At 38.6% G+C, this 12,192-nt stretch carries 15 protein-coding genes; 1 reads left to right on the forward strand and 14 read right to left on the reverse strand.

The genetic code is table 11. The features are described 5' to 3' along the window. Positions 1-44 precede the first annotated feature (44 nt). From panD to BLR86_RS08020, 10 genes are all read right to left on the reverse strand, one after another. Entirely contained in the window at positions 45-428 is a 384-nt protein-coding gene (gene panD / locus BLR86_RS07975; RefSeq protein ID WP_090760074.1) for an aspartate 1-decarboxylase, read from the reverse strand. Further along, the gene (gene panC, locus BLR86_RS07980) at positions 428-1,297 is read right to left on the reverse strand and encodes a pantoate--beta-alanine ligase (protein ID WP_090760076.1); all 870 of its coding nucleotides are present in this window, start codon (positions 1,295-1,297) and stop codon (positions 428-430) included. The genes panD and panC overlap by 1 nt, the downstream gene beginning before the upstream one ends. Further along, positions 1,294-2,130, reverse strand: a complete 837-nt coding sequence (panB, locus tag BLR86_RS07985; RefSeq protein WP_090760078.1) for a 3-methyl-2-oxobutanoate hydroxymethyltransferase — start codon at positions 2,128-2,130, stop codon at positions 1,294-1,296. Before panB ends, panC begins: the two co-directional genes overlap by 4 nt. Before the next feature lie 258 nt (positions 2,131-2,388). Then, on the reverse strand, positions 2,389-3,378 hold the full coding sequence (locus BLR86_RS07990) for a biotin--[acetyl-CoA-carboxylase] ligase (protein ID WP_254782263.1): 990 nt from the start codon (positions 3,376-3,378) through the stop codon (positions 2,389-2,391). Then, positions 3,351-4,550, reverse strand: a complete 1,200-nt coding sequence (locus BLR86_RS07995; RefSeq protein WP_090760081.1) for a CCA tRNA nucleotidyltransferase — start codon at positions 4,548-4,550, stop codon at positions 3,351-3,353. Before BLR86_RS07995 ends, BLR86_RS07990 begins: the two co-directional genes overlap by 28 nt. A gap of 5 nt (positions 4,551-4,555) precedes the next feature. Next, a complete protein-coding gene (gene bshA / locus BLR86_RS08000; protein WP_090760083.1) occupies positions 4,556-5,689 on the reverse strand; it encodes an N-acetyl-alpha-D-glucosaminyl L-malate synthase BshA in 1,134 nt (377 codons plus the stop codon). A gap of 2 nt (positions 5,690-5,691) precedes the next feature. Further along, on the reverse strand, positions 5,692-6,420 hold the full coding sequence (gene bshB1, locus BLR86_RS08005) for a bacillithiol biosynthesis deacetylase BshB1 (protein ID WP_090760085.1): 729 nt from the start codon (positions 6,418-6,420) through the stop codon (positions 5,692-5,694). Then, a complete protein-coding gene (gene mgsA / locus BLR86_RS08010; RefSeq protein ID WP_090760087.1) occupies positions 6,392-6,811 on the reverse strand; it encodes a methylglyoxal synthase in 420 nt (139 codons plus the stop codon). The genes bshB1 and mgsA overlap by 29 nt, the downstream gene beginning before the upstream one ends. A 10-nt stretch (positions 6,812-6,821) precedes the next feature. After that, entirely contained in the window at positions 6,822-7,625 is an 804-nt protein-coding gene (gene dapB, locus BLR86_RS08015) for a 4-hydroxy-tetrahydrodipicolinate reductase (protein WP_090760090.1), read from the reverse strand. A gap of 6 nt (positions 7,626-7,631) precedes the next feature. After that, the gene (locus tag BLR86_RS08020) at positions 7,632-7,976 is read right to left on the reverse strand and encodes a nucleotide pyrophosphohydrolase (protein ID WP_254782264.1); all 345 of its coding nucleotides are present in this window, start codon (positions 7,974-7,976) and stop codon (positions 7,632-7,634) included. 180 nt (positions 7,977-8,156) lie between these two features. On the opposite strand from BLR86_RS08020, the gene BLR86_RS08025 reads away from it, so the two are divergent. Beyond that, a complete protein-coding gene (locus BLR86_RS08025; protein WP_090760094.1) occupies positions 8,157-9,029 on the forward strand; it encodes a YitT family protein in 873 nt (290 codons plus the stop codon). A gap of 91 nt (positions 9,030-9,120) precedes the next feature. On the opposite strand, the gene ypjB is transcribed toward BLR86_RS08025, so the two are convergent. The 4 genes from ypjB to qcrB all read right to left on the reverse strand — a co-directional run bounded on the left by ypjB (position 9,121) and on the right by qcrB (position 12,189). Continuing rightward, on the reverse strand, positions 9,121-9,915 hold the full coding sequence (gene ypjB, locus BLR86_RS08030; protein ID WP_254782265.1) for a sporulation protein YpjB: 795 nt from the start codon (positions 9,913-9,915) through the stop codon (positions 9,121-9,123). Between the two features lie 94 nt (positions 9,916-10,009). Beyond that, positions 10,010-10,603, reverse strand: a complete 594-nt coding sequence (locus BLR86_RS08035; protein ID WP_090760096.1) for a lipoprotein heptaprenylglyceryl N-acetyltransferase LhaT — start codon at positions 10,601-10,603, stop codon at positions 10,010-10,012. 71 nt (positions 10,604-10,674) lie between these two features. Further along, positions 10,675-11,448: a menaquinol-cytochrome c reductase cytochrome b/c subunit gene (locus BLR86_RS08040; RefSeq protein ID WP_090760099.1), complete on the reverse strand. Its 774-nt coding sequence runs from the start codon at positions 11,446-11,448 to the stop codon at positions 10,675-10,677. A 66-nt stretch (positions 11,449-11,514) separates the two neighbouring features. Then, on the reverse strand, positions 11,515-12,189 hold the full coding sequence (qcrB, locus tag BLR86_RS08045; protein WP_090760101.1) for a menaquinol-cytochrome c reductase cytochrome b subunit: 675 nt from the start codon (positions 12,187-12,189) through the stop codon (positions 11,515-11,517). Between the last annotated feature and the right edge of the window lie 3 nt (positions 12,190-12,192).

Consider the following 12,192-nt stretch of genomic DNA (forward strand, 5'->3'; position numbering starts at 1 on the left):
ATTATCATAAAAAAGGAAAAAATCCCCGAAAAGGCGGGGATTCTTTACATAATCGTTAATGCTGGCTCTGCGTATATTAGTTCTTTTATCCTGTTACCTTCACCCATAATTGCCACTTTAGGCTGATGGCTTTGGACTTTTTCTTCGGATACCAAACAATAGGAAATGATAATAACAATATCACCTTTTTGGACAAGACGAGCAGCTGCACCATTTAAGCAAATGACGCCACTGCCTCTTTCACCAGGAATGATATAAGTCTCAAGTCTTGCTCCATTGTTATTGTTGACAATTTGAACCTTTTCATTTGCAACCATACCGACAGCATCTAATAAATTTTCATCGATCGTAATACTGCCAACATAATTAAGATTCGCTTCCGTTACCGTAGCACGGTGGATTTTTCCATTCATCAGGTGACGAAACATTACTTTTCTCCTCCAATATCTTGCCTTAAATCTATAATAATATTATCAATTAAACGCACCTTGGAAAATCTTACTGCCAGGGCAATGATAAAGGTATCTGTTAAATACTCTACAGATTTAAGTTGGGGATACGAATAGATGTCCACATAATCAATTTCCCCATCGGTTTCGGAAGTAATTCTCTTAGATACGATTGTCTTAATAACCTCTGGATCCCGAGCTCCCGAGTTAACAGCTTCCTTAGCAGCTGATAAGCTTTTATAAAGCACGCTTGCTTGTGACCGCTCTTCCGGCAGAAGATTGACGTTACGAGAGCTTTTTGCAAGGCCATCTTCTTCACGAACAATATCCACTGGTATTAGTTCAATCGGAAAGTTAAAATCAGAAATTAATCCTTCTACGACTGCGACTTGCTGGGCATCTTTTTTCCCAAAATAAGCTCTTGTTGGCATTACAATATTAAATAACTTCGTTAAGACTGTAGCAACACCATCAAAATGACCTGGTCTCGATTTACCACATAAGACATCGGTTCGCTCCTGTGCAATCACCTTAACTGAGCTAGGATTTGGATACATTTCTTCCACGCCAGGATAAAACAGGATGTCTACCCCTTCACATTCAGCTAATGATTGGTCTCTTGCAAAGTCTCTAGGATAGGTAGAAAAGTCCTCTGTTGGACCAAACTGCAATGGATTTACGAATATACTTAACACAACAATATCATTTTCTTTTCTCGATTTTTTTATAAGAGTTAAATGGCCTTCATGCAAAAATCCCATTGTAGGGACAAATCCGATTGATTTGGATAGAGATTTCTGTTTACTTATTTCCGTTTGCATATCTTGAATAGTGGTGATGACTCTCATTTTATTCCTCCATAAAGTCCACTGAGCTCTTGTTCTTTCATCGTAAAAGAGTGCTTATCTTCAGGAAACTGTTCTGCCTTTACTTCCTTTACATAGGCTTGAATAGATTCATTAATGAACGGATTAAGGGAGTAGTATTGCTTTACAAACTTTGGTACCCGTTCCACACCATATCCTAAAATATCATGATAGACTAGCACTTGGCCGTCAACATAAACTCCTGCTCCAATACCGATAACTGGAATGGTTAAAACTTTGGAAACTTCATCGGCCAATTGCTTCGGAACACATTCTAGAACAACCGCAAACGCCCCTGCTTCTTCACATCTCTTCGCGTCTTCCAGCAATTTCATTGCACCTTTGACGTCTTTGCCTTGAACTTTATAGCCCCCTAGTACGCCAACGGATTGAGGGGTTAATCCAAGATGTCCACAAACTGGAATTCCAGCCTTTGTAAGAGCTGAAATTTTTTCAATTACATCATCTGCTCCCTCTAGCTTAACAGCATGCGCACCCGTTTCTTGAATCAATCTACCTGCGTTTTGTAAGGTATCCTGAATGGATAGATGATAGGTTAGAAACGGCATATCAGCAACAATGTACGTATCCTTAGCTCCACGTTTTACTGCTTTAGTATGATGGATCATAACGTCTAGTGTCACGGGTACTGTTGAATCATATCCAAGCACCACCATACCAAGAGAGTCTCCCACTAATATGATATCGACACCAGCCTGTTCTGCTTGCTTTGCAGAAGGATAATCATACGCGGTGAGCATAACGATTTTCTCATTACTTTCTTTCATTTTTAAAAAATCAGTAGTTTGCTTCATTCCTATTCCCTCCTTTTTTATAGGAAGAGGGAGTCAAAAAGAGCACAAATAAAAAGATCCATCTAAAAGGCAGAGGATCTTGGACTCTTTCGCATTTTCTATCCCTCTGTCCCGGTCCGCTATACGGATCTAGGCAGAAACCTTTTAAGTTGTAAAAAATAGTTTCCGGTGCAGCTCGCAAGGATACCGCCCATTATTTGAATTATAAGAAAAAATCGAATAAACCGCAAGATTTATTTTTTCATCACGGCTGCAATTTTAGATCTCTATATCAGCAGAATAAACATGATGGATTTTGCCTAGTTCATCTTCAATCATTAATACACCATCATCTGTAATCCCTTGTGCTTTACCAATTATTGAGTTTGAGAGGGTTCGTGCAGTAATCATTCTGCCAATACTAATTGCATAACTTTCCCATAGCAGTTTAATGGGATGGAATCCCTCGTCTAAATAAAGTAAATACAATTTTTCAAGATTTGTGAAAATACCTTTTATTAAGTCTGCTCGAGATACCTTTTCCCCTTTTTCAAGCAGAAGTGAGGTAGCTATCTGCTCTAGCTCGCTAGGGAAGTCTGTTTTGGTTTGATTAACATTTATTCCAATTCCAATAATAATCGAATTAATCCGATCCGCTTCTGCTTCAAGTTCCGTTAGTATTCCGGTGACCTTTTTTCCATTCAATAAGATATCATTTGGCCATTTTATTTCTGGCATCAGACCCGTGAGTTCCTCAATCGCCCGAACAATTGCCACAGCTGTTAATAACGTTAATTGTGGAGCCTTTGGGAGCGGGATGCTGGGTCTAAGAATAATACTCATCCAAATACCAGTATATTTGGGAGAATGCCATCTGCGATCCATTCTACCACGCCCAGACAGCTGTTCCTCCGCAATGATTACTGTTCCTTCAGGTGCCTGTTCATACGCTAACCGGTGAGCAATCTTTTGAGTAGACTCTACTGTTTCTTCATAGTGAAGGTTTTTTCCAATGAACTTTGTTGTTAATCCAAGTCTTAATTCATCGGCAGTTATTTGCTCAGGAGTCTTAACAATCCGATAACCTTTTCGGCGTATTGCTTCTAATTCAAATCCTTCTTTCCGGAGCTCCTCAATATGCTTCCACACCGCCGTTCTAGAGCAGCCGATTAACTCTGCTATATGCTGTCCCGATAAGAAGTTTTCGCCCGCATTTGTAAAGGCATCAAGCAAATCTTTCCTTAGTTGTGATTGCACTCCATCAGCCACTCCTTTATAATTTTTTTATGATTGCCAACGTTTCCTTCAACAATAGCTTCTTCCACTTTTAACAGGATCTCTTTCACCCATGGTCCGCCGCTTTTGTTAAACCAACCAATTAAGTCATTACCCGTTAAATCCATTTCTGTTCGATCTTTTATCGGTAGTCCCTCATATATATGTAGATAGTGCTCAATCGTATCATTAGACTCAATACCTTTTATTACCAGATAGAGCATTTCCGCAGATACAAAAATTTTCTTTGTTGCTACATACAAATCATAGGAAGACCAGCCAGCTTCGAATCTCTTATTAACGTAATGTAAAATAAGCTGAATCTCTCTAATTTCCTTTAATGGGATTCGCCAGCCTCTTAAAAATTCTTCGATTTCTTTTTTATCGATTTTCAAACAGAAAACGAGTAATGCCCACATTCCCCGAGTATTTAATCGGTCAAGATTGTACTCCAACATTAATTTCAGGCTGTTCTCTTTACCCGGTAGACCTGGTAAATAGGAGTATATATTGGTTTGAAGAGTTAGTTGTAAGGCTTGTTTTCGATTATCACCAAATAGTAATTTATCGAACTCTGCTTGTTTTCGTTCGACAGCAATATGTTCAAGTAAGTGCACTAAATCTATTAAAGCATGAAGTGTTTCTTCTTCAATTCGGAATGACAACTGACTTACAAAACGAATTGCCCGCATCATTCTTAGCGCATCCTCTTGAAAACGATCTGCTGCTTTTCCAACTGTTTGAATAACCTTACTCGTTATTGATTCTTGTCCGTGATAGGGATCAATTCGATTTCCGTCTTTATCCATTGCAATTGCATTCATGGTAAAATCTCTACGTTGTAAATCCTCACGCAGGTTTCTAATAAAAGAGACTTCTTTCGGTCTGCGGTAATCCTCGTATTCAGCTTCAGTACGGAAGGTTGTAATCTCATACGATTTATTTTGAAATAAAACTAGAACGGTCCCATGCTCAATGCCTACATCAACTGTTTTTGAAAATAGTTGCTTTACTTCTTCCGGTGTTGCTGAAGTGGCTATATCAACATCGTTTATTTCCTTTTCTAAAAGTAAATCTCTGACAGACCCCCCAACAAAATAAGCCTCAAAGCCCGCAGACTCTAATTTTTCTAAAACTGGTACAGCTGATAAAAAAGGCTCTTTCATACTTATCACCCTTTGTATAAGAGCTTAAAATATAATTGCTCATATTCCCCGACAATTTGTTCGGCTCTAAATTTTGTATTAACAACAGATACTCCATTACTAGCAAATTGTTGATGAATTTGTGGGTTACTCAATAAAAAAATTGCTTTTGAAGAAATATCGTCAATATCTCCTAATTCACAAATATAGCCTGTCTGACCATGTTGGATGACTTCAGGCATTCCCCCTACATTCGTGCCAATACATGGAACCCCACATGCCATTGCCTCAAGGGCCACAAGACCAAAGCTTTCTTTTTCCGATAATAACAGCTTTAAATCACTTATTGAGTACAGTTCATCTAGGTTTTCCTGTTTTCCGAGAAGATGAACTCTATCTGTCAATCCTAATTTCTTTACCAGCCTGCATACCGGGGTCATTTCCGGACCATCTCCGACCAGCAATAGTTTTGCTGGCATTGCTTCGGAAATTTTCGCGAACGTTTTTACAATATCCTGTACCCGTTTAACCGGTCGAAAATTAGAAACATGGATGACAACCTTTTCATCTTCTTTAATCCCGAATTCCTTCTTCAGATGTTTTGCATCTCTTTTTTGATAGATTCGAGCATCAATAAAGTTATAAACAGTTTCAATTTCCTTGTCCGGCTGAATAAGTTCGTGAGTTTGCTCAATTAAAGACCTTGAAACAGCCGTTACGATGTCTGATTTTTCAATGCCGAATTTAATTGCTTCAGTTAGTGATGGATCGTATCCCAGAACCGTTATGTCTGTTCCATGAAGGGTGGTGACAACCTTTACGTCAACCTTACTCATTTGTTTGGCCAAGATTGCACAAACTGCATGAGGAATGGCATAGTGAACATGGAGAATGTCCAGATTCTCTCGATTTGCAACCTCTGCCATTTTACTAGCTAAAGCAATATCATAGGGTGGATATTGGAAAACAGAGTATTGATTCACTTCCACCTGATGATAAAAAATATTATGATAAATTCTATTTAGTCTAAAAGGGATACTAGATGAGATAAAATGGATCTCATGTCCTTTTTCTGCTAGCATTTTACCTAATTCCGTTGCCACTACACCTGAGCCGCCAACAGTAGGATAACAGGTAATTCCAATTTTAAGTTTCCTCATCGTTAATCTCCTATCAAGTCACAATTCAAGAGGATTGGTACTTTTGATTTAAAACCTTCTGCAAATTGAACACCGACTTGTTGACCGAATAATCTTTCTCTTGCCTCAACGGTTTCGATATACCCATTTACAAGTGGTGTTTCGACACTATTTTCTGATTGTTCAAATTGGCTTTTATACGCCTTCAAGGCTGCAATTTTCCGCTTCATTGTTTCCGAGATATCAATTACGAAATCTGGCTTATGAAACCCATTTATCATATAAAAATACACGTTGGCAACCTTGTGGGCAGCTTGGGAATTGTCTGTTTGGTATTTCCTTATTCCCGCAGAAAAGACCGCCTCTTCAACAAGGCGGGCGCAGTTTCCATGATCAGGGTGGCGGTCATCAAAATAGGGAGCAAAGACAATTTGTGGCTGATACTTTCTAATAACGAAAGCAATCTGTCTAATAAATTCTTCCTGCAGAAGCAGTCCTCTATCTGGAAATGCAAGTGACCATCTTTCTGTGACACCTAAGATTGTAGCTGCTTGTTTTGCTTCCTCTTTCCTTATCTCTATCGTCCCATTTGAAGATAAATCTGCATCCGTCAAATCACAAATTCCAATTCTTTTCCCACTTGCTGACCATTTAGCGATACTGCCTCCCATACCGATTTCCACATCATCAGCATGGGCACCAAAAGCTAAAATATGTAAGGGTTTATCGTTCAACACTTTGATCGTTCTCATGGACAATATTTCTCCATTCTAGGAAGCCCTCTTCTAGGCCTCTTATCAACAATTCCGCTGTCCCCATATTTGTTGCAAGGGGTATAGCATACACGTCACAAAGACGAACGAGTGCTGTTACATCAGGTTCATGGGGCTGTGCTGTTAGCGGGTCGCGAAAAAAGAATATAGCGTCCATCTTATTTTTTGCGATCATCGCACCGATTTCTTGATCTCCCCCTAAAGGGCCCGATTGAAATCTCGTAATCGGTAATCCAGTTGCCTCCTGAATTCTAAGCCCTGTTGTTCCTGTTGCAAAAAGAGTATGCTTTGAAAAAATAATTTGATAAGCTGTTGCAAATTGAACTAGGTCATTCTTTTTATTATCATGTGCGATTAAGGCTATGTTCATGGTAGTTCTCCTATTCTAGAATATTTTCAAGTCCATATACAAACAAATCTTGGTTCATTACTGTCTCTACTGCTATTTTAACACCTGACATAAACGACGCACGATTATAGGAATCATGACGAATGGTTAAAGTTTGGCCATCTGACCCAAATAAAACCTGTTGATGTGCGACTAGACCAGGCAGTCTTACTGAATGAATGTGCATTCCATCAAAGTTTGCTCCCCTTGCACCACTAATCGTTTCTTTCTCATCAGGATGCCCCTGTTGCTTTAATTCCCTTACAGCGGAAATCATCTCTGCAGTCTTTACAGCAGTTCCTGAAGGAGCGTCAAGTTTTTTGTCATGGTGCAATTCAATGATTTCAACATCATTAAAATATTTTGCTGCCATTTGTGAAAACTTCATCATCAGCACTGCACCTAGGGCAAAATTCGGGGCAATAATACAACCAAGGTTCTTTTCCCTGCAAATACCATCCAATTCTTCTAGGTCAGCTTTTGAAAACCCAGTTGTACCCACAACTGGTCTCACATTATGAAGAAGTGCCGTTTTGGCATGATGCATTCCTACCTCTGGCGTTGTTAGATCAATTAGTACATCACACTCCACCTTTTGAAGGCAAGATTCAATGTTTGTAAAAATTGGGATATTTTTTATCGCTTGGAACCCTTCAATATCACTTAACATATGACCATCGTATTTATGATCAATAACTGCCTTTAACTCAAACTGATCAGTATTTGTAACCATTTTGACGGCTTCACTTCCCATCCGTCCCCGCGGCCCCGCAATAATAATTTTAACCCTACTCAATTTCGCTCACTCCTCATCCTTATGATCAATCCTAGTCCAACGGTCCTTGTCCCTAGTATTAAATTTATTCATGACATAGTCATGTGCCTCTTCCAAGTCTATATTTAAGGAATTGGCCAAGCAAATCAGGACAAAAAGAAGATCTCCCAGCTCCTCCTCAATAGCCTTTTCGGTTTCGCTGGATTTTTTTGGTTTCTCGCCATAATAATGATTTACTTCCCTAGCAAGCTCGCCAAGTTCTTCCGTTAGCCGTGCTACCATTGCTAAGGGACTAAAATACCCCTCTTTAAATTGACCTATGTATGTATCGACTTCATTTTGCAGGTCTTTGATTGATTTCCCATTGACCAAACACATTCACCTCATTTTAAATTGCAAACATCTATAAAATACATTAGCTAAAATTAGTTGGTTTTACAAATGTTTTTATCTTAGGCTTAAGGTTTCCTATTCTAAAATTGCTCTTCTATAGTTAATTCGCTATAATAAAAGCCGCTGATGACATGAAATTATGGTAAAGGTGGAAAAATCATGATATTTGGACTAAAAATGAAAAATGTTTTATTTATCTTAATTGGGACAGCCATAATGGGTTTTGGACTTGTCAATTTTAATATGCAAAATAAACTTGCCGAAGGCGGTTTTACAGGTATAACTCTTCTTCTTTACTTCATGTTCAAATGGGACCCATCTTATACCAACTTGATATTAAATATACCGCTGTTTTTTGTCGGATGGAAGCTACTTGGAAGAAATGCCTTTTTCTATACCATACTTGGGACAGTAGGTCTCTCTGTGTTCTTATGGATATTCCAGCGTTATTCTATTGACATGCCGCTAAAGGATGACTTAACCCTGGCTGCATTATTTGCTGGTGTCTTTTTGGGAATTGGATTAGGAATTATTTTTCGGTATGGCGGCACAACCGGGGGAGTCGACATTATCGCAAGGCTAGTTCAGAAGTATATAGGTTGGGGCATGGGGAAAACCATGTTTATCTTCGATATTTGTGTCATAGCTGTCTCTGTACTTACTTATTTAAATTATAAAGAAGCGATGTACACCCTTGTTGCCGTTTTTATTAGTGCAAGAGTAATTGATTTTATCCAAGAAGGTGCCTATTCAGCTAGGGGTGCGATGATTGTTTCAGAGAGAAATGAAGCTATTGCAAAAAAGATTATGGAGGAAATGGATCGAGGCGTTACTGTTCTAAAGGGGTATGGTTCTTTTACAAAAATAGAGCGGGAAGTTTTATATTGTGTTGTTGCTAAAAATGAACTTGTTCGCTTAAAAAATTTAATTACCTCTGTTGACCCACATGCCTTTATTTCTGTTACAATTGTCCATGATGTGCACGGAGAAGGATTCACACTCGATGAAAATAAAAAACCTATTGAAATATAGAAAAGCGGAAGGGCCGCTAGGGCCGCTTGCGCTAGACATATAGAAAAGCAATGTCCAGTACGGACATTGCTTTTTTTGCCCGCAAGAGTTCTCAATCTTTATGAACTCTAGTACGGTTTTTTCTCATATTCTTTTCACCTTGATATTTTCTCCAGCCTACATAAGATAAAGTTAAGATAATAATACTGCCAGTTGAAATAATTACCCACCATAATGAGGGGTCTGCCTCATCCTCATCCATGTTTTCAAATAGATTTTTCAAGTCCATTTCTAAGCCTTCTAATTCCTGTTGGCTCTTTATATTATTGACAACCTCTGAACGATATTCATCAATAAAATTGATTCGTGCGTCTATTTTCTGAATGCTTTCTGCTGAAACATCAATTTTCATACTTGGATAAATAACGTTGTATAATGACATAAAAGTATTAAAATTCGAGTGAAAATGTGCTGAATCACCAGTGCTGGCAGCTTCTCTAGCATCTTTGAAAGCGGTCATAATTGGATTCTCCATCTCAGTCCATAGCGGTTGATGGCTAGTAGCGATAGCATCAACAACAAGACGGAACTTTGTGAGTCTTTGAACCCTTTCTTCATATTCCATATTTGCGCTCACTGCAGCTTCCAACGCTTCATCATGCGAAACAGAAATAATCCTATGTTGATCCACCGTAAATGGATGTTCTTTACTCGAGATGACTGTAAACTGTTCTGAAAAATAATCTAACAGCTTTTTGCCATCTTCATATCTCTGAAATTTGATCATTTGAAGTGCTTCATCAGAGATATTATCTAGCTTCTCTATCGGTTTTTGCGAATTCGCAAAAACCGTCATGGGAGTGAGCATAATGACAATTAAGAATAGTAGTAACCATTTAACCTTCAAACCTTGTCCCCCCTATCATCACTATTAAAATGTATGAAGAGGTGGACAAGGTTAGACCATCTTTTATCCTATCAAAAAAACAATTTTGTTCTAGTTAATATAGATCCAGTTTAAAGCGTTTTGGACGAATGACAAAATAATAACCAATTCCTACCGACACGATTGAAAGCCAAAAAGTAAAATAACCAATTTGCGGGATAAAATTATCTAACATATGGTACCTTGGGAGCATGAAGAAGACGTAATCAATAACATCATTATGTAAGGTCCAAATAGCGGTTATCAACAAGTGCCACCACTTAAAACGATAAAAAGGTGCATAAAGCAATGCTTGAACAGCCATGGCGAAATGAGAAAGTGCCAGCATCAATCCAATCCAGTCCAATTCACCCTGGATAATAAACACAAGAGAATTCATTACTACAGCCCAAATTCCGTATTTAAATAACGTTACCATCGCAAGAGATTCCATAAGCGGCCAGTTCTTTTTTAATAAAAAGGCAACAAGCACAAAGACAAAAAACAAACTTGCAGTTGGGCTATCAGGAACAAATATGAGGAAAATTGGCGGTGTTTCTTTTAACTGCCACCCATACCATACATACCCATAGACCGTTCCTGCAAAATTGATTACAAGCAATAACAGTAAAAATGACCTATTGGCCAGGAGGGGATAAATCCACTTCACTACTTTTCCTCTTTTCTTTTTTACGAATAATAAAAGCTGACGATAAACCGTCAGCTTTTTTCAAACTATAATTATTTACCTAAGTTAGCGATAAATTCTGAAAGCTTTTTAAGCTGTTCATCATCACCTTTAAAAACTCCTGGCGGCATAGTGCCAATACCTTCTTTTGCAATTTTTGCAATTTCATCGGCAGAAAGTCCAGTGTCAATTAAAGTCGGTGCACCCGCACCACCCTGGAAGCTATCTCCATGACAAGTGATACAAGTATTATCTGAAGCAATTGTATATTCTTCTGATGTCTTATCAATCTCAACATCAGCAACAATCTTACCATACTCTTTTGCCGCTTCCCAATTATGGGTTGAAGCGGACTGCCATGTTAAAAATGTAATAGCAGCGATCGCTAACAGCATAAAGCCAGTTGCTAATGGACGCTTGCTCGGACGGCGTTCTGGTCCACGGTCTAAAAATGGAGCTAATAACAATGCTCCAAAAGCTAGTCCAGGGATAACCATTGCACCAACTACAGTATAAGGTCCCGCAGCAAACTCATACTTCAGTAATTGATATAAGAACAAGAAGTACCAGTCTGGCATCGGAGTGTAACCTGTATCAGATGGATCTGCAATCCTTTCAAGTGGACTCGGATGTGCAACTGTTAAACATAAAAAGCCGACTAGAAATACTGCTCCTACCAACCATTCTTTCAAAAGGAAGTTAGGCCAAAACGCCTCTGTTTTACCAGGGTATTCTGAGTAATCTTTCGGAATATTTTTACTCGTACGGGCTTCTGGTGCAACTACACGAGAGTCGCCTACGAACTTCATTCCTTTACCGCGATGCATCGAACAATCCCCCTCCTTTATTCGTAAATTAAAATTAATAATATTTCGGAATCAGATTTAAGAGTATTATAGTGGTCCTGAAATACCCTGTTTACGAATCATCATGAAATGAGCTGCCATTAATCCAAATAATGCAGCAGGTAAGAAGAACACGTGAATCGCAAAGAAACGAGTTAAGGTTTGAGCTCCTACAATTGTCTCATGCCCCGAAAGTAAAGTTTTCAGATAAACACCAATAAATGGTACTGCTTCAATAATTTGCAGTGTAACCTTTGTTGCGAACAACGCTTTCATATCCCAAGGTAATAAATAACCTGTTAAACCTAATGCCAGCATAACGAAGAAAATCAATACCCCGACAATCCAGTTAAGTTCACGTGGTTTTTTATATGCGCCTTGGAAGAAAACGCGTAATGTATGTAAGAACATCATTACAATAACTAAACTTGCACCCCAGTGATGCATACCGCGTACGATTTGTCCGAATGCTACTTCGTTTTGAAGATAGAAAACAGATTCCCACGCATTCTTAATATCTGGTACATAGTACATCGTTAAGAACATACCAGAAAGAATTTGAATTACTGTAACAAAAAATGTCAAACCACCAAAACAATAAACAAACGCAGAAAAATGATGCGCAGGATTTACATGCTCTGGTACTTCATGATCAGCGATATCGCGCCACAAAGGCGTAATATCTAAACGTTCATCTACCCAATCGTAAATTTTGTTTAACAATGA

The organism is Bacillus sp. OK048 (assembly GCF_900103525.1).
In the GTDB taxonomy this organism is placed as follows: Bacteria; Bacillota; Bacilli; order Bacillales; family Cytobacillaceae; genus Neobacillus.